Below are 18,258 nucleotides of genomic sequence, written 5' to 3'. Positions count from 1 at the left end.
GACATGGCAAAAATTGAAGAAATCACAGAATTATTGGTAAATGAAATCAACTCTTTTGAAAAAAGTATTGAGCAATTGGAAAAAGTTAGCGATAAGCTGCATGCTGCAAAAGTCAGTATTGACATTAGAGAACTTAAGGCTTTATTGAACATTCATCAGCGTGAGATAAAGGCAGTTTTAAATTCTCAAGAACGAACATATAATCGATTTGAAAATTTGCTTGAAAATGCCAAGGTTTATCCTAATTGGGCGGTGATTGTTTTTATAATATTTGTCATTTTATGTTTTGGTTCTTTGTTTTATTCTTTATCTCGGTGAAGATTCTTTTAATTTAATTCATTTTCGAAATAACCCAGTTCGAATTTTCTTTAATAAGCAGGGGAAAACACCCTATAAAAAAAGGGATTTCCCCCCTTTTTAGTTGAATGCATTGAATTGTTTGATTATTTGTTTTAACTTACGAAAAAGTAAATCTATCATTTCGCTAAACTATGATCACATGTTTTCATACCACAGTACAAGTTTTAAGATAGCTTAACACAATAATAAAAACCATGGTTATCCTATATATTATAATTTTCATGGAATTGTTATTCAACGTTAAATTTAATTGATAATTCTATGTCTAGTCATATCCGTGAATACACTTACAATATATTGATAGTTGAAGACAATCTATTACTTTCAGATGGGATTAAAGCAGTTTTAAATTTAATACCCCAAAACGAACCTTTGCTAAATTTTAATATTGAACAAGCATTAGATTATGAGAGTGGGGTAACTAAAATTGAAGAAGTCAAAAGCAAAGGGTTCTTTGATGTTGTGATTCTTGATATTAGCCTTGGAATATCAAATGATGGTGTTCGAAGGTCAGGTGAAGAATTAGGCACTTGGATAAGGAGCCACAGTCCAAAAATTAAAATTATTGTTTTTACTTCGTATAGTGATAGTTTTAGGATAAATTCCATATTTAAAAATGTTAATCCCGAAGGATTTTTGATAAAAAATTCAAAAACAGATTATAGAGTGCTTCAAAAAGTAATTGTGAAAATTATAAACGGTGAAACCCACTATTGTAGCACTCTTTCTGAAGTAATCCGAAAGAGAAATCGAATACCAGAAAAGCTTGATGTCATTGATTTAAAAATATTATATGAGTTGTCTAATGCAACTAAAAAGAAAAACATGCCTAAATACATCCCATTAGAATTAAGAAGTATTGAAAAGAGGCTCCGCCATTTGAAAGAAATATTTAAAGTAGACTGTGATAGGGATTTAGTCCTTAAAGCAAAAGAAAATGGATTTTTGTGAGTTATATATAAAAAATAGTACTAAAACACGGGAAAGCCGTACTAATAGTTCGTGAAAAACATTAAATTTTAAATTAATTGTATATAGTTTTATATATATAATAATATTGAAATTTTTTAATTTCAAATTATAACTATTAAAATTATGGATAATTGTACTAACTCTGCTAAACAGTTTCTAAAATTACTTAAAGTAAGGTATACTAATGCTTACTTAAAAGACAGTATTTTAGGACACCCCGATCATCCGAGCCTATTGTCTGTTTCAGATACCTTAAGTAAATACAATATTGAGAGTTTAGCCATAAAAATAACTAGACACAAATTTGATGAACTGACAACGCCATGTATTGTGCAAGTATCTTTACATGGAACAACATTGTTTTACACTTTAAATAAAATAACAAAATCGAGAGTGTCATATTTTGATGATAAAAATAAACTACATGAAGCGTCAAAAGAAGAATTTTTAAAAATATGGACAGGCGTTTGTCTTATGGCTGAAACCAATGCAGCATCAAAAGAAATTGATATTGGGAAAAAGTTAGCAAATAAAAGATTTATAAATACATTAATTGGTGTGTCAGCAATTTTATTAGCACTTTGGATTAGTATTAACTTTACAAAATCAGATGTAATAGGTAATGTTACCTTGACCACTTACACTATATTATACTTCATATTAAAATTAATAGGACTTACTGCCGGAATCTTTTTATTGTGGTTTGATATTGACCAAAACAACCCAACCTTACAAAGTTTTTGTACTGGAGGTAAAAAAATTAATTGTAATGCAGTCTTAAAATCAAAATACGCATCGTTATTTGATGGCAATTTAAGTTTGGGGTTACTTGGGTTCTCTTATTTCTTAGCAACTTTTACGTATTTTGTGTTGTATAACTTTTCCACTACTGCAATGAGTTTGTTGGCGATTACTAGTATTACAACCTTTCCTGTAATTGTTATTTCTATTTATTATCAAGCAGCTGTTATTAAACAATGGTGTAAATTTTGTATTATTATACAGACGGTAATAATCGCTGAAATTGCCATTGCTTTTGCTGGAGGTTTTTATAAAACAATTATGGCATTGGAAACACTACCAATATATGTTGCCTTGTTTTTAATGCCAATATTGACATGGAAAATAATAAAACCATTAATAGAACAACAAAAAGAGACCAATGTTTTTAAATGTGGACTGAAAAAAATAAAAAGTAACCCGTTTGTCTTGGAAAGCCTATTGTTAAAATCTAATAAAATTACAAGTAGCACAGAAGGGTTGGGGATTACAATTACTAATGATAACGCAAAATATAATATCATAAAAGTATGCGACCCGTATTGCGGACCATGTGCAAAAGCACATCCAATTTTAGAAGAGTTATTAACTGTGGGTAGTATTAATTTGCAGGTGTTGTTTACGGCAACAAATAAGGAAAAAGATAGAAGAGCCAAACCTGTTAGGCATTTTTTAGCGATTGACACAAAAAATAAAAAAAAAATAGAAAAGGCATTAGACAAATGGTACATGGCGAAAGAAAAGGATTATGACACATTTGCAAAATGTTATCCTATGAATGGGGAATTGTTAGATCAAAATGCTAAAATTGATGCCATGAATGAATGGTGTAAAGTAGAAAAAATTACCCACACCCCAACACTATTTATTAACGGATATGAATTACCGAAAGAATATACAATAGAAGATTTAAAAGAAGTCTTAATTTAAAAATTAAAAAGCCCGAGTATTCGGGGCAACAAACAATTTCCTTTTTGCGAAAGGCAGACCAAAACCTTGATGGTCTTTAATTGTTCAGGGCTAACTATAAATTTATAATTCTATAAATTATGAAAAAATTAAGTTTAAAACTAGCAAAAGAATTGCTTAGTAGAGACGAAATGAAACTTGTTACTGGCGGAAGCGGCAGTGGTGGCGGTTATGGTAACTGGTACTGTGGCTGTTCAATAGGTGACAATCAACCGGCTATGACTTGTAGTTATTGGACATGTCGTGGTGCCTGCATTGGTTATGGACAGTGGACTGGAGTATGTGTTTCAGCAGGTTAGTGTACTTAAAGCTTTATGTGAAAACGGTGATGGCATTAAAAAAATACCATCACTGTTTTAATAAAATAAACTAGTTTTAACGCTTAACAATTTGTTAAAAGGACATTTAGTCAATTTTGAGATTAGAAATTTTAAAGGTTTCAAAATTGAAGCCCTTTACAAGGTAATATTAATTATCGAATTAACAGAGCAACCTCATTAAATGAAAATAACAAAATCATATATATTAGTATTCACATATGTTATTATTGGTTTAACCCTTGCGTGTGAGAACTCCAAAAAATCAAGACAAACTGATAAAGTATTAGTTGTAAAAAATGTTAAACTTAAATCAGTTAAAAGTACAATAATTAAAGTAGTCTCCGATGATTCTAGGGTCTTGGAACATACGGCAATTACAGATTTCAATATAATGCCTAACACAGGTGATTTTTATTCAAAATCTATTGAGAACGACACTTTAACCTTTGCAATCGATTCAATCTATAAATCTCATATTTTAAGATATTCTGGAATTGGAAATTATAATAGTTATAGGACAAAAATTTTAGTAAGTCCTGGTGATAGTGTATTGTTTAAAATTAAAAATAGCACCATAGAGTTTATTGGTAAAAATGCCGCCAACTATAATTTTTATAATCAACTTGATTCTACTGATACTGATTGGGCCAAAATCGGATATAAAGGTGATATATTTGAATATAAAAAAAGATGTAAAGCGAATTTTTTAAAACGACAACAATTTCTAAAGACTTATGTTGCCGAAAATAATGTGTCTGATGATTTTGAAACAATAGTTGGAGGTGAATTACAACAGGAATATTTATGGAATTTAATGGGACCAAGAAGCATTCCTTTTCAAGATGGATTGTTTTATTTCAATAATTTAGAAAATCTTGTAACCACAATTGCTAAGGATTACAGCATCGAAAAAGACGGGCTTTTCAATTTACAAGAATATTTCGACCACATTGAATTACAAGACTTCAATAAATCAGAACAATTGAATAGTCCATATGGGAAAAACAATCTGATTTCCTTTTTAAGGCAATATTTTTTAAATTCCGAGTATACTAATTATTCTCAATCAAAATTTTTAGAAGAAAAAAAGTTTATTCAGGAAAATTTTATAAGTGACATTGAAACTTTTGCGATTGCAAGACTATTGATAGATTATTATAAAAATGGTTTTGGTATTACCAATCAATCTAAGAAGTTACTTGAAGACACCATAGAAGAATATTATGTAAAGTTCAGTAAAGAAAAATCCTATAAAGAAAAAATAGATAACCTAATTTCCAGTATAGAAAATATTAATACTGTTTTAAGTGATGACCTTTTGCAAACCAAATTAATTAATATACGAGGTGATACCATAAGTTTAAAAGATGTTTTTAAAAAATCTAACCATAAAATTAAAATTATCGATTTCTGGGCAAGTTGGTGTATTCCATGTATTGACGAAATTGTTAAAACAAAAATAATACGCAACAAAATGAAACTTAGCAACGATGTAGAATGGGTTTATTTTTCGATTGATAATGATGTATCTGCTTGGAAAAAAAAATCTAAAAAATTAGCCGAATATGGTTTATTAACCAATCAGTACTTGATACCAAACTTTAAAGCAAGCGAACTGAATTATTATTTAAAAGTTAAAACAATTCCTAGATATGTTATTTTTGATAAACAAAATCTTATGGTCGCCGAAGATTCACCTAGACCCTCCGATAGCATTGCTTTAAAAAAGATAATTGATAATATTAATTCAAAAGAATAGATTAAAAAGTTTTGAATTTAAAGATCGATAATTATTGTTACATGAAAAACATCTTACTAATTAATTGTTACTTCGGTAAATTCCCATGGTATTTTAATTTATTTTTAAAATCTTGCAGTTATAACGCTAGTGTGGATTTTATTATTTTTTCAGATGATATAACAGAATATAACTTGCCTAAAAATGTAGAAATTGTTCCATTTACATTGCGAAATTTTAATGCATTGGCAACTGAAAAACTCAAATTTGAGGTAAATGTTGAGAAAGCATATAAATTATGTGATTTTAAACCTGCTTATGGTATAATTTTTTCAGAATTTGTTAACGAATATGAATTTTGGGGAATGACGGATATAGATATTATCTTCGGAAGAATACGTGAATTTATTACCGAGGAGTTGTTAAATAATTACGAAGTAATCTCTGTACGAAACGATTATCCTACTGGATCGTTTATGTTATTTAAAAATAATAATGAAATCAATAATCTTTTCAAGAAAAGTAAAGACTACAAAAAAGTGTTGACTTCGGATATTCATTATTGTTTCGATGAATGCAACTTTAAGCATGAATTTCTGCAGTATGGTGGGGATATTTTTGACATAGAATGTGAGGTTGAGAGTATGCATTATGTAATAAAGAAAGAGGAACAAATGAATAATTTAAAAGCTCATTTTGATTTTTTAGTTATAGAGGGTATGCCAGGTCAACTAAAATGGGATAAAGGCTTTCTGTCTTTTAAACATGAATTTGAAATTTTATTACATCATCTTATCCTCTTTAAGGGAAATAAATATACTAGGAAAAAAGCATGGAAACGTGTTCCTGATAAATTCTACATTGACAAATTTTTAGTAAGGAAAGCCAATTTAAGTTCATTTAATGGATTATTTAAAAATACTATTTATAATAAAATAGTACCAAACTTAAAAAAATCATTATTTAAAATAGATTTTTTTCTTTCACGACAGTTCAAACTAAAAATAATGGATTTAAGAAAGCAAGCCCTCATACAGAGCAAAGTAAAAGTAGTTTATAATTCTGAATTTGAAACTCATAATTCTATAGGTCAAAATAAGCAACCAAAAATCTTCAAGTCTATTTTATTTAAAGACAGTTTCTTTACTCCGTTTATACCAAATTTGAGATATAAATTAAAGGATAATAATCAATTCGATGCGATACACATAAATGGAAATGTTCGTTTGATAAAATAAGTTTTTATGTCATCAAAAAGGAAAAAATTTCCATTCTACAAACAACCCGATTCCAAAGATTGTGGACCTACTTGTTTGCGTATCATTGCCAAACATTATAGTAAACTAATTACTTTACAAGAAATTAGAGAGCTTTCTGAAACCACCAGAGAAGGTAGCAATTTATTAAAGCTAAGTGATGCGGCTGAAGGTATTGGCTTTAAATCAATAGGTGTTAAAATAGATTTTAAAAAACTAATAGAAGCACCATTGCCACTAATTGTGCATTGGAACAAAAATCACTATGTGGTGGTTTACAAAATTAAAAAAGAAATTATTTATATTTCTGACCCAGGTTATGGATTAATTTCTTATACAAAAGATGAATTTTTAGCACATTGGATTGGTAATAATGCCAAAGAAGACACCAAAGAAGGCATTGCTCTCCTGCTTGAAATTACACCAAAATTTAGAGAGTTAGATTGGGATAAAACCGACAAAAAGTCATTTAAATTCTTGTTCCAATATTTATTTAAGTATAAAAACCTTTTGGTACAATTACTAATAGGTTTGTTGGTAGGTAGTTTATTACAACTTATTTTTCCTTTTTTGACTCAAAGTATTGTTGATGTAGGTATACAAAACCAAGACATTAATTTTATTTATGTAATTCTTATCGCACAATTAATGCTATTTGTTGGGCGAACTAGTGTGGATATTTTTAGAAGTTGGATCTTGTTGCATTTAAGTACACGCATAAATATTTCTTTGGTTTCAGACTTTTTTATCAAATTAATGAACCTACCCATTGCCTATTTTGATACCAGAATGACTGGAGATATTATGCAGCGTATCAATGACCACAATCGAATAGAAAAATTGTTGACGGGTTCAACCTTAAGTACTTTGTTTTCAATGATGAACTTAGTGGTCTTTGGAGGGGTACTTATTTATTATAATCTCTCTATTTTTTTAATTTTTGCTGTTGGTAGTATTATTTATGTTATTTGGATTTTATTTTTTTTAAAAAGAAGAAAAGAATTGGACCATAAACGTTTTTCACAACTTAGTCAAGAACAAAGTACCGTAATTGAACTGGTAAACGGGATGCAAGAAATTAAAATGAACAATGCCGAAAAACAAAAACGTTGGGGTTGGGAATTTGTACAAGCACGTTTGTTTAAAGTTTCCATGCAAAGCTTAGCTTTGGAGCAAACCCAAAGCGTAGGTTCTTCTTTTATAAATGAGGTAAAAAATATCTTTATAACCTTTACTTCGGCTATTTTGGTCATAGAAGGTTCTATTACCTTAGGGATGATGCTTTCCATTCAATACATCATTGGTCAGCTAAATGGTCCAATAACACAATTGGTTGGGTTCATACAAGCCACACAAGATGCTAAAATCAGCTTAGAACGTCTGGGTGAGATACACGATAAAGAAGATGAAGAAAGCAAGGAAAAACAATTAGTAAGCCAAATTAAAGTTAATCAGCATATCGCTATCAACGATATTTCGTTTCGATATATAGGGAGTGACGAAAATGTCATCAAGGATTTGAGTATGAACATCCCTGCCAATAAAATTACCGCAATCGTTGGGCCAAGTGGCAGTGGTAAAACCACATTAATGAAAATACTTCTTAAGTTTTATGAACCTAGCAAAGGAATCATTACCTATGGAGATCATTTTTTAAGTGCTATTTCACATAAGGCATGGCGAGCCAATTGTGGCGTAGTAATGCAAGAAGGATATGTTTTTAATGATACCATTGCCTATAATATTGCTGTTGGTGAAGATACTATAGACCAAGAACGTTTATTGACAGCGGTAAAAACTGCCAATATTTATGATTTTATACAATCATTGCCTTTAGGGTTCAATACTAAAATAGGAAACGAAGGTATTGGGGTTTCCACTGGCCAAAAACAGCGTTTGTTTATTGCAAGGGCGGTGTATAAGAATCCCAATTTGCTGTTTTTTGACGAAGCTACATCGGCTTTAGACGCCAAGAATGAACGCATTATAATGGAGAATTTGAATACGTTTTTTAAAGATAAAACAGTAATTGTGATTGCCCATAGATTAAGCACCGTGAAACATGCGGACCAAATTGTGGTAATGGATGAAGGCAAGATTAAAGAATCTGGCAATCATCAAGAATTGCTCTCTAAAAAAGGAGCCTATTATAACTTGGTAAAAAATCAATTAGAATTGGAAAAGTTAAGTTCAGATAAATAATGCCAGATAAAAAGAAAATAGACAATTTGGAGTTACGCTCTGAAGAAGTTCAGGAGATTCTAACGAATCCACCTGCCTGGATTGTACGTTGGGGCATAAGCTTAATTTTTATGTTTACACTTATCATTTTAACATTGGCATTTATCATTAAATATCCCGATTTTGTTACTGCAAAAATATTGGTTACTACGGAACAACCCACTGAGAGAGTAGTTGCCAGATATTCGGGACAACTAGAAAAATTATTCATAAAAAATAGAGATACCGTAAAAGCCAATGAAAAATTGGCAATTATCAGAAATACTGCAAATTATAAAGATGTTTATGTTTTAAAACATATTATAGACACTTTACAATTCAACCCTAAAAGTTTCAATTTCCCCTTTGACAAAACATCGCGGTTGATGTTAGGTGAAATAAGTATTGCACTCATCAATTTTGAAAAAAGCTATACAGACTTCACTTTATTAAATGACCTTGATCCGTACAATAATCAACTACGAGGCAATAGAGTTTCACTTGCCGAAATTAGAGTCCGTTTACAAAGTCAAATTAATCAAAAAGAATTATTGGAGCAAGAAGTTGAATTAAAAAAGACTGATTTTGAACGACAAAAACAACTTTTTGAAAAAGGTGTGATTTCAAGGTTAGAATTTGAAACACATCAATTGTCATTCCTCCAACTGCAAAAAAACACAAGTGCAATGGCAATTTCTATTTCTCAAATGCGAGAAGCAATTTCATCGGCCAGTAGTAATTTAAAAACAACCAGAATTAATGAACAAGAAGATAAAACGAACTTTCTAAAAAACTTGACTCAAAATTATAATACCTTAAAAGAAGCTATCCGAGATTGGGAATATAAATATGTACTAAAATCGTCTATAAATGGTGTTATCAGTTTTCAAAACTTTTGGGGTGAAAATCAATTTGTAAACGCCGGTGACATTGCTTTTTCAATTCTCCCTACAAATACTTCCAGTCTAGTTGGAAAGTTGGTTATACCGTCCCAAAATGCGGGTAAAGTGGTTATTGGACAAAAGGTATTTATAAAACTGGACAATTATCCTTACCAACAATACGGAATGTTAATTGGAAAAGTAACTAATTTTTCAATTTCTCCAGATGATGAAGGCAATTATGTGGTTTATATTTCTTTGCCTAATGGCACCAAAACTTCATACAATAAGACATTTATTTTCAATCAAGAACTATTGGGCAATGCAGAGATTATTACTGAAGATTTAAGTGTTGCGGCTAGAATTTTCTATAAATTTAGAGAGTTGTTTACTTATAATTAAAAATAACACACCCCTATTCATCCCCCTCGTAAAAAATAAAACCCTCAAAATCAAAAGATTAAGAGAGTTTTCTGTTGTCCCACAAGGACTCGAACCTTGAATGTCGGTACCAAAAACCGGTGTGTTACCAATTACACCATGGGACAAAATTCTATTTGCTTCTTTAAAAGCAGGTGCAAATTTAAACCAAACTTTTAAATTGACAAGTTTTTTTTAAGAAATTTTGCATCAAAAATTCTTTACTTCCTTATACGATGTATAACGTCTAGATTCAAATACTAAAACAAACATGCCTTTTTAACATATTTTTAATATCAATTCTTTCTTAACATCAGTCCATCTCAAAAGAATATCAATAATAATTTAGTAAATTCGCCCACAAATAACTAATCATAGATGATGTCTTTCAATTTTAAAAAGTGGAATAATATTTTAGGCTGGGTAACATTTGCAATAGCATTATTAACCTACACACTTACTTTAGAACCAACAGTTAGTTATTGGGATGTTGGTGAATATATCTCTACCGCTGTTAAATTAGAAGTTGGACACCCCCCTGGAGCACCCTTATTTCAAATGCTCGGTGCATTTTTTGCAATGTTTACTACAGATCCTGAGAACATAGCGATGATGTCTAACTTTATGTCCGCGTTGTCTAGTGCTTTTACGATTCTCTTTTTATTCTGGACCATCACTATTTTAGCTAAAAAAATTATTTTAAAAAATAATGATACGATTAACCAAAGTAACGCCATTGCTATTTTAGGTAGTGGACTGGTCGGGGCATTAGCATATACGTTTTCTGATAGTTTTTGGTTTAGTGCAGTTGAAGCAGAAGTTTATGCCATGTCTTCATTTTTAATGGCTCTATTATTTTGGTTAGGTTTACGATGGGAAGCTGAAATGGATAAACCTAGAGGTCACAAATGGCTGCTTATTATTGCATTTGTAGTAGGTTTATCATTTGGCGTGCACATACTTTCATTATTGGTAATTCCTTCTATAGTATTTATTTATTTTTATAAAAGGTATGAAAATATTACCTCTAAAAAATTCATCATTGCCAATATAGTTTCCATTTTGGTACTGGCTTTTGTTTTTAAATTTTTATTCCCTTACACGCTCGCATTTTTTAGTGCCTCAGAACTGTTTTTTGTAAACAGTATGGGAATGCCTTTTAATTCAGGAAGTATAATTGCTGGACTCATTGTAATTGCCGTATTTTATTTTGCAATTCGTCATACGCGAAAGAAAAATTTGATACACGCTAACCTCATCATTTTATGTTTACTCTTTATTATGATTGGTTTTTCTTCATGGGTAATGCTACCAATTCGTGCCAACGCAAACACAACTATTAACGAAAACAATCCATCAAGTGCTAGAGAATTACTAGCCTATTATAACCGTGAACAATATGGTGATGCCAGTATTTTTTACGATTCTTATTATTCTGAAACACGTCAACAAGATCCGAATGATCCTTATCGTGATGATAAACCAAAATATGAAAAGGACGAAAAAGCGGGTAAATATGTTATTGTAAACCGCTATAAAGATGCCCGACCAAATTATACAGATAAAAACAAGGGTTTTATACCACGTATGGTTGACCCAAATCCTGGAGTTGTTGCTAATTACAAAGCGATTGCAGGCATACCCGCCAACAGTAAACGAAGACCTACTTTTGGTGAGAATTTAGGTTTTATGATTGACTTTCAATTTGGCTATATGTACGGCAGGTATTTTATGTGGAACTTTGCTGGTAGGCAAGATGATATTCAAGGAAATCTAGACAATCATGGAAATTGGCTAAGTGGCGTTACTTTTATTGACGAAATGCGACTGGGTTCTCAGCATAATTTACCAGCAGAGGTTAAAGAAAACAAAGGTAGAAACACCTATTACTTTTTTCCACTAATTTTAGGTTTAATCGGACTCCTATTTCATATTAAATACGATAAAAAGAATTTCTATGTCCTCTTTTTGTTTTTTGCATTTACAGGATTGGCAATTATATTTTACACCAACCCAAAGCCTTTTGAACCGCGTGAACGTGATTATGCCGTGGTGGGCTCTTTTTATGTATTCGCTATGTGGATAGGTTTTGGCGTACTCGCCATTTACCAGCAACTTAAAGACAAAATAAATCCGAAAACACTCGCAATTGCCACATCCGTTATTTGCTTATTAGCTGTTCCTACTTTAATGGCATCGCAAAACTGGGACGACCACGACCGTTCAGGCAGATATGCTACAAGAAATAATGCAAAAGCTTATTTAGATTCAGCTCAAGAAAATGCCATTATGTTTACCATTGGTGATAATGATACGTTCCCTCTCTGGTATATGCAAGAAGTTGAAAATTACAGAACAGACATTAAATTAGTCAATACCAGTTTATTTGCAACCGATTGGTATATCGATCAACAAAAAAGAAAAACGTATTTGGCTGATCCTATTCCTGGACAATTAGTTCATGACGATTATAAAACAGGCTCTTTAGATGTAGCATATCACATTGCTAATCCTGCATTTAAAGATACCGTTATGGATATTAAGGCTTTTATGAATTGGATAGCTAGTAAAGATTCTAGAACCTATTTAGATTTAGATGAAGATGGTATACCTGAAAAATACTATCCCACTAATAAAATCAGGATTCCAATTGACAAAGCAGCAGTACTTAGAAACAATATTGTACCCCAAAAAGATGCAGATAAAATAGCACCTTATATAGATATTGAAGTTGACAAGCTAGGTTTACAGAAACATCGTATTCTAATGTTAGATATTTTGGCTCATAACGATTGGACTAGACCTATTTATTTCACCGGTGGTGCCAATGCTGATGACGAATATATTTGGCTTAAAGATTATCTTCAATTAGATGGATTGGCTTATAAATTTGTTCCAATATTAACACCAAGTAAAAGTTCGAACGGACGTCCAAAAAGTGTGTTGGATCTAGGTAGAATAGACACTGAAACCATGTACAATAATGTAAAAAAATGGGATTGGAGAAACAGCAATGGTGACATTTACGTAGATGTAGAAACACGTAAAAATGGCATTACCTTTAGAAATAGTTTAATACGATTGGCAGAAGCCTTTATTAAAGAAGGTAATAGAGAAAAAGCAGAAGAAATATTAGACCTTTCTATTGAAAAAATGCCCATAAAACGATATGGTCATTTTGGACTTGTATTAGGTTACCCAGATGCTTATTACCAAATTGGAAATAAAGAAAAAGCAAAAAATGTTGCCAATACCTTAGTTGATATTTTTCAAGATAGAATTGAATTTTATAGTGGGTTAGACAATTATGGTGTCTCACAACATTATGATGATATTGAAGGTACATTAATGATGTATAACAACATCGTTGCTACTGTTGATGAGAATGACAAGGAATTTGCTGAAGAACTTAAAAAAAGATATATCGCTTCAATACGCTCTTTAGAAGGTGTAATTGAGTAATTGTAATCGTTTATCAAGATATTGTCTTTCAGAGTGAGCGAAGAATCTTATTAAATTTCACACGAATAATAATGAGATTCCTCGTTCCTCGGATTGCCATTTGTTTCAAAACAAAGATACTAGTCGTTAATCCGTTTTCTAACTGAAATGAACTCTTATTTTATAAAAATTCCAAAATGGATTAGGTCAGTATACCCAAAACAAATATGGGGTTTTTCTAATTCTAGGAAAGAAATTTTCCTCACTTTTGATGATGGCCCCACTCCTGAAATAACAGATTGGGTTTTAAATATGTTAGAACAATTTGATGCAAAAGCCACATTTTTCTGTATTGGCAATAACATTCAAAAGAATCCAACCATATTTGAGAACATCATCAACGCAGGACATTCAGTTGGCAACCATACCTTCAGCCATGAGAAAGGTTGGAAAACCAAGAATGAAGACTATTTAAATTCGGCTCTAAAAACAGATAGAACTATTGAGGAGCTAAACCTTAAATCGAATAACTCCAAACTTTTTCGTCCTCCTTACGGTAAAATAAAAAGATCTCAAACAAAACTTCTCTTAGAGAAAGGGTACAACATAGTAATGTGGTCTATTTTAAGTTGGGATTTCGATACGTCTACTACTCCTAATCAATGCTTAAACAATGTAATTAAAAACACAGAGCAAGGCGACATTATTGTGTTTCATGATAGCGTAAAAGCTTTTGAAAGGCTACAAATAGTACTTCCGAAAGTATTGGAATATTTTAGTGAGAAAGGATTCGTATTTAAAAGGATAAGCTAATTAGCCATTTATCATAAATAATTTTGAGACTCCTCCTACTCTTTAGTAGCATAACAAGGTCTAAAAATTAATATACTTTGGCACTATTAAACGTATTGCTCTACCAGACTTATTAAGGTATTTGCATCTTGTTCTCCAGATTGACGCCATTTCATTTCACCATTCTTGTAAATGATAAATGTTGGGTTACCTTTTATACGTAATGCGTTTGCTAAGATTTCGTTTTTATCAATATCTATCTTTATGACCTTGGCTTTATCTCCTAAAGCTGCAGCAACATCTCTTAACACTTTATGGAAAGTATTGTTATTTTCATTCCAATCCGCGTAAAAATCAATTAAAGTAGGAATACTTGAACTGATTAACTCACCAAATTTTGCCATAAAATATAGTATTAAATATTAAACAATCAACTACGAGTTAATAGGTTAGTTATACAAATATAACATTTTTAGATTATTTTTTAACCTTTTAAGGTAATAACAACTATTTCTACGATAACCACTGATTATTGACAAACTAAATACGATATAACGAAGGCGAAATTTGTTTAATAAAATGATTTAAATGACCACATCTTAGACTTCGAAATAAATGATTAAAGTGTATATAAATCGATAATCAGTAAATCATAGAAAACTTAACCACATTTGCATAGGTAACAAAACTAAATCAAAGCCATCGATAAATATCTTTTTTAGCATTTATTTAACCAAATTAATCATATTGATAATTTTCTCTGAGTCAGAAATTGCCACTAATGTTTCATCAAAAAAACGGTCGCTATTCATAGTAACATTAACTTTCTTTTGGGTACTATATAATGATGTTGCAGAAAAATGGACTTGTTTAAAACCAGCCTTTTTAAATACCAAAATAGTATCTATGTTCACACCACCACCAGGCATAATTTCAATAAATACACCCGCCCTATCCTTAAGTTTTTTCAATAATTCAATTCCTTTTACAGCTTGATTTTCTTGTCCTGAAGTTAAAATTCTTTTAACTCCAATTTCCTTCAACTCATCCAAACTCTTAAGTGGATTAACCACCCAATCAAAGGCTCTATGAAAAGTAAAAGACATAGGCATTGCCAACTCAATCAGCTCTTTTGTTCTTTCTAAATCAATTGTATTATCTGCATTTAAAACACCTGAAACTACACCTTCACATCCAAGGTTTTTACAGAACATAACATCTTGCTTCATAACTTCAAAATCAGCATTAGAATATGTAAAATCACCACTTCTTGGACGAATTAAAACATGCACAGGAATCCTTAAATCTTGTTTTATCTTTTTTATCAATCCAAAAGATGGAGTAATACCACCAATTGCCAATTCCGAACACAATTCGATTCGATCAGCCCCAGAAGCTTCAGCATTTACTGCAGATTGGTAACTATTTGCACAAATCTCTATTTTCATGGTTTACTATTTTACCTTTTCCTTTTAGCATTAATCTACTGTTGTTAATCTAAAATCTAACAAAGTTATCACTGTTTTTAGTATCTTGCTTTTTTTAATAAAAATCACTACTAAATAGTAATAATATTCAACTCAAAAATACAACTAATGAATCAAGAAAAGTCATATCGCAGTTCCTTTATATTATTAACCGTATTATTTTTCCTTTGGGGATTTATAACCGTATTAGTTGATTCTTTAATTCCTCGCTTACGTGAATTGTTTACACTTTCTTATTTCCAAGCAGGTATGGTGCAATTTGCATTTTTTGGAGCCTACTTTTTATTGTCTATTCCTGCCAGTTTTATACTTTCTAAAATTGGATATAAACGCGGAATTATATTAGGATTAATAACTATGGCTGTTGGGTGTTTATTATTTTATCCTGCGGCATCCTATCGTGAATTTAGTATTTTTATGTTGGCCTATTTTATTTTGGCAGGTGGAATGACGGTGTTACAAGTAGCAGCAAATCCTTATGTAGCTGCCTTGGGTAGTGAAGATGGTGCTTCAAGTCGATTAAATTTATCACAAGCCTTTAACTCCGTTGGTACAGCTATTGCTCCTATTATTGGTGCATTATACATCTTAAGTGACAAAATAAAAACACCAGAAGAAATTAGCTCATTAGTTGGTGCTGCAAAAGAAACGTATTTAACTGCAGAAGCTTCGGCAGTACAAACTCCATTTATAGGCTTGGCAATTTTCATAGGATTAATTGCCGTTGTTTTCTTTTTCGCAAAACTACCTAAACTGATAAGTGAAGAGTCTACAGGCACCTATGCTCAAGCCTTTAAACAAAAGAATTTAATGTTGGGTGTTTTAGGTATTTTCTTTTATGTGGGTGCAGAAGTTGCAATTGGTAGCTATTTAATCAATTATTTTTTAGACATGAACCTCGTACCATTGGTAAGAGATAGTTCGGTAATGATGAATACTGCAAACTTTATTGCTAACCTTTTCCAAAAATCATTGGATGGTGCAGATGACAAGGCACTGTTAGGTATTTTTGTATTGTTCTATTGGACAGGTGCAATGGTAGGCCGTTTTGTAGGATCATATTTAACTACTGTAATGAAACCAGGAAAAGTATTGGGTGTTTTTGCAACGCTTGCGGTTACTTTAATTGTTATTTCAATGAGTACAACAGGGCTAGTTTCTATGTGGACAATTATAGCTGTAGGATTATTTAACTCTATAATGTTCCCAACGATATTTACTTTAGCCATCGACGGTCTAGGTCCATTAAAACCAAAAGCTTCTGGTTTACTTTGTACAGCTATTGTAGGTGGTGCTATTATTCCACCTTTATTTGGATTACTTACTGATAATGTTGGTTTTAAAACGGCATTAATATTTGTTATTTGTTGCTATGGATATATTTTATTTTATGGATTAAAAAATACACGCAGCAAACATAAAAATGTAACAGAATATAGTTTGTAAAAAACCTATCTGCATTGCAGTACGGAATTAGAAATGCAAGATTTAATCGAAATAATGACCAATCAATAAACATATGAAACGTAGAAATTTTATAAAAAACGCTTCCTTAAGTGGAGTTGGACTAGCCATAGGTACTTCGTTGACAAGCTGTGCGGACAAAGCACCTGAAAAAAATGAAAATGAAAAAGTAATAGCCACCTCTGTAAAAGCATCTTTACCTTTGGTAATTGCAACTTGGAATTTTCCTAATGCCACAACCAAAGCTTGGGAAACATTTCAAGAAGGAAAATCGGCTCTTGACGCCGTTGAACAAGGATGTAAAGTTGAAGAAGCTGATTTAAATAACACTACCGTGGGTAATGGAGCTTCACCAGATAGAGATGGTAATGTTACCTTAGATTCTTGTATAATGAACTCTAAAGGTGATTGCGGATCAGTTGTCTATTTACAAAACATTACACATGCTATTTCAGTTGCTAGAAAAGTGATGGAAGATACGCCTCATGTGATGCTAGCTGGCAAAGGAGCGGAACAATTTGCTTATGAAAGTGGATTTAAAAAAGAAGATTTATTAACTGAATCGTCTAAAAAAGCATGGGAAGCGTGGAAAGTAAAATCAGAATATAAACCAATTATTAATATTGAAAATCACGATACCATTGGTATGCTGGCCGTTGATAAGAATGGAGACATTTGTGGAGCATGTACCACAAGCGGATTGGCTTATAAAATGGCGGGACGTGTTGGTGATTCACCCATTATTGGGGCTGGATTATTTGTTGACAATGAAATTGGTGCTGCCGTTGCCACGGGATTGGGTGAAGAAGTTATGAAAACCGTAGGTAGTTTTTTGGTTGTAGAATTAATGCGACAAGGTAAATCTCCACAAGAAGCTTGCGAAGAAGCCATAAAAAGAATTGTATCCAAACCAAATAGCAATTATAAAAACTTTCAAGTAGGTTATATTGCCGTTAACAAAAAAGGAGAAACAGGCTCCTATTCTATCCATAAAAACTTTAGTATGAGCAAATTTCAGGATGGTAAAAACACAAATACCCAATCTGATTATTTTATTAAAGAAGAAAAATAATTTAAACCAAATACATACAATAAATTAGACCTCACAGTTCATTAAGACATGTGAGGTTTTTTATTAGCAAATAAAATATTTTATTT

14 protein-coding genes and 1 tRNA gene are annotated in these 18,258 nt (G+C 31.4%); 12 read left to right on the top strand and 3 right to left on the bottom strand.

Annotation, left to right across the window (positions count from 1 at the left end; translation table 11 throughout):
• The first annotated feature begins 3 nt into the window (after positions 1 to 3).
• From FF125_RS01660 to FF125_RS01630, 8 genes are all read left to right on the top strand, one after another.
• Complete coding sequence (locus tag FF125_RS01660; RefSeq protein ID WP_138948154.1) at positions 4 to 318, top strand: DUF6730 family protein; 315 nt, start codon at positions 4 to 6, stop codon at positions 316 to 318.
• Positions 319 to 621: 303 nt separating this feature from the next.
• Complete coding sequence (locus tag FF125_RS01655; protein ID WP_138948153.1) at positions 622 to 1,311, top strand: response regulator; 690 nt, start codon at positions 622 to 624, stop codon at positions 1,309 to 1,311.
• Positions 1,312 to 1,455: 144 nt separating this feature from the next.
• On the top strand, positions 1,456 to 3,042 hold the full coding sequence (locus FF125_RS01650) for a vitamin K epoxide reductase family protein (RefSeq protein WP_138948152.1): 1,587 nt from the start codon (positions 1,456 to 1,458) through the stop codon (positions 3,040 to 3,042).
• A gap of 152 nt (positions 3,043 to 3,194) precedes the next feature.
• A complete protein-coding gene (locus FF125_RS21820) occupies positions 3,195 to 3,380 on the top strand; it encodes a hypothetical protein (protein WP_175418846.1) in 186 nt (61 codons plus the stop codon).
• 202 nt (positions 3,381 to 3,582) lie between these two features.
• Complete coding sequence (locus FF125_RS01645; RefSeq protein ID WP_138948151.1) at positions 3,583 to 5,160, top strand: TlpA family protein disulfide reductase; 1,578 nt, start codon at positions 3,583 to 3,585, stop codon at positions 5,158 to 5,160.
• Between the two features lie 41 nt (positions 5,161 to 5,201).
• Positions 5,202 to 6,377 (top strand): DUF6625 family protein, encoded by a 1,176-nt coding sequence (locus FF125_RS01640; protein ID WP_138948150.1) that lies wholly within the window; start codon positions 5,202 to 5,204, stop codon positions 6,375 to 6,377.
• Positions 6,378 to 6,383: 6 nt separating this feature from the next.
• A complete protein-coding gene (locus tag FF125_RS01635) occupies positions 6,384 to 8,597 on the top strand; it encodes a peptidase domain-containing ABC transporter (RefSeq protein WP_138948149.1) in 2,214 nt (737 codons plus the stop codon).
• Positions 8,597 to 9,898 (top strand): HlyD family secretion protein, encoded by a 1,302-nt coding sequence (locus tag FF125_RS01630; protein ID WP_138948148.1) that lies wholly within the window; start codon positions 8,597 to 8,599, stop codon positions 9,896 to 9,898. Before FF125_RS01635 ends, FF125_RS01630 begins: the two co-directional genes overlap by 1 nt.
• A gap of 74 nt (positions 9,899 to 9,972) precedes the next feature.
• Here the strand turns inward: FF125_RS01630 and FF125_RS01625 are convergent.
• Positions 9,973 to 10,044 (bottom strand) — tRNA-Gln (locus tag FF125_RS01625).
• Positions 10,045 to 10,294: 250 nt separating this feature from the next.
• Here FF125_RS01625 and FF125_RS01620 point away from each other — a divergent pair.
• Positions 10,295 to 13,378: a DUF2723 domain-containing protein gene (locus FF125_RS01620; protein WP_138948147.1), complete on the top strand. Its 3,084-nt coding sequence runs from the start codon at positions 10,295 to 10,297 to the stop codon at positions 13,376 to 13,378.
• Between the two features lie 147 nt (positions 13,379 to 13,525).
• Positions 13,526 to 14,170: a polysaccharide deacetylase family protein gene (locus FF125_RS01615; protein ID WP_138948146.1), complete on the top strand. Its 645-nt coding sequence runs from the start codon at positions 13,526 to 13,528 to the stop codon at positions 14,168 to 14,170.
• Between the two features lie 86 nt (positions 14,171 to 14,256).
• On the opposite strand, the gene FF125_RS01610 is transcribed toward FF125_RS01615, so the two are convergent.
• Both FF125_RS01610 and FF125_RS01605 read right to left on the bottom strand, forming a co-directional pair.
• The gene (locus FF125_RS01610) at positions 14,257 to 14,553 is read right to left on the bottom strand and encodes a thioredoxin family protein (RefSeq protein WP_117882117.1); all 297 of its coding nucleotides are present in this window, start codon (positions 14,551 to 14,553) and stop codon (positions 14,257 to 14,259) included.
• Positions 14,554 to 14,874: 321 nt separating this feature from the next.
• Complete coding sequence (locus FF125_RS01605) at positions 14,875 to 15,597, bottom strand: copper homeostasis protein CutC (RefSeq protein ID WP_138948145.1); 723 nt, start codon at positions 15,595 to 15,597, stop codon at positions 14,875 to 14,877.
• 147 nt (positions 15,598 to 15,744) lie between these two features.
• Here FF125_RS01605 and FF125_RS01600 point away from each other — a divergent pair, with 147 nt between their 5' ends.
• Together FF125_RS01600 and FF125_RS01595 are read left to right on the top strand one after the other, a co-directional pair.
• The gene (locus FF125_RS01600; protein ID WP_138948144.1) at positions 15,745 to 17,082 is read left to right on the top strand and encodes a sugar MFS transporter; all 1,338 of its coding nucleotides are present in this window, start codon (positions 15,745 to 15,747) and stop codon (positions 17,080 to 17,082) included.
• A gap of 73 nt (positions 17,083 to 17,155) precedes the next feature.
• Positions 17,156 to 18,172 carry a N(4)-(beta-N-acetylglucosaminyl)-L-asparaginase gene (locus FF125_RS01595; RefSeq protein WP_138948143.1) on the top strand — a complete coding sequence of 339 codons (1,017 nt, stop codon included), beginning with the start codon at positions 17,156 to 17,158 and terminating at the stop codon, positions 18,170 to 18,172.
• Positions 18,173 to 18,258: the final 86 nt, after the last annotated feature.

Origin of the sequence: Aureibaculum algae, from assembly GCF_006065315.1 — a bacterium.
GTDB lineage: Bacteria > Bacteroidota > Bacteroidia > Flavobacteriales > Flavobacteriaceae > Aureibaculum > Aureibaculum algae.
This window is presented reverse-complemented; position numbering and strand designations above follow the sequence as displayed.

Excerpts from the sequence above, each read along its gene's own strand:
- FF125_RS01660 (WP_138948154.1), top strand. The coding sequence starts at position 4 with ATGGCAAAAATTGAAGAAATCACAGAATTATTGGTAAATGAAATCAAC.
- FF125_RS01655 (WP_138948153.1), top strand. The coding sequence starts at position 622 with ATGTCTAGTCATATCCGTGAATACACTTACAATATATTGATAGTTGAA.
- FF125_RS01650 (WP_138948152.1), top strand. The coding sequence starts at position 1,456 with ATGGATAATTGTACTAACTCTGCTAAACAGTTTCTAAAATTACTTAAA.
- FF125_RS01645 (WP_138948151.1), top strand. The coding sequence starts at position 3,583 with ATGAAAATAACAAAATCATATATATTAGTATTCACATATGTTATTATT.
- FF125_RS01640 (WP_138948150.1), top strand. The coding sequence starts at position 5,202 with ATGAAAAACATCTTACTAATTAATTGTTACTTCGGTAAATTCCCATGG.
- FF125_RS01635 (WP_138948149.1), top strand. The coding sequence starts at position 6,384 with ATGTCATCAAAAAGGAAAAAATTTCCATTCTACAAACAACCCGATTCC.
- FF125_RS01630 (WP_138948148.1), top strand. The coding sequence starts at position 8,597 with ATGCCAGATAAAAAGAAAATAGACAATTTGGAGTTACGCTCTGAAGAA.
- FF125_RS01620 (WP_138948147.1), top strand. The coding sequence starts at position 10,295 with ATGATGTCTTTCAATTTTAAAAAGTGGAATAATATTTTAGGCTGGGTA.
- FF125_RS01615 (WP_138948146.1), top strand. The coding sequence starts at position 13,526 with ATGAACTCTTATTTTATAAAAATTCCAAAATGGATTAGGTCAGTATAC.
- FF125_RS01610 (WP_117882117.1), bottom strand. The coding sequence starts at position 14,553 with ATGGCAAAATTTGGTGAGTTAATCAGTTCAAGTATTCCTACTTTAATT.
- FF125_RS01605 (WP_138948145.1), bottom strand. The coding sequence starts at position 15,597 with ATGAAAATAGAGATTTGTGCAAATAGTTACCAATCTGCAGTAAATGCT.
- FF125_RS01600 (WP_138948144.1), top strand. The coding sequence starts at position 15,745 with ATGAATCAAGAAAAGTCATATCGCAGTTCCTTTATATTATTAACCGTA.
- FF125_RS01595 (WP_138948143.1), top strand. The coding sequence starts at position 17,156 with ATGAAACGTAGAAATTTTATAAAAAACGCTTCCTTAAGTGGAGTTGGA.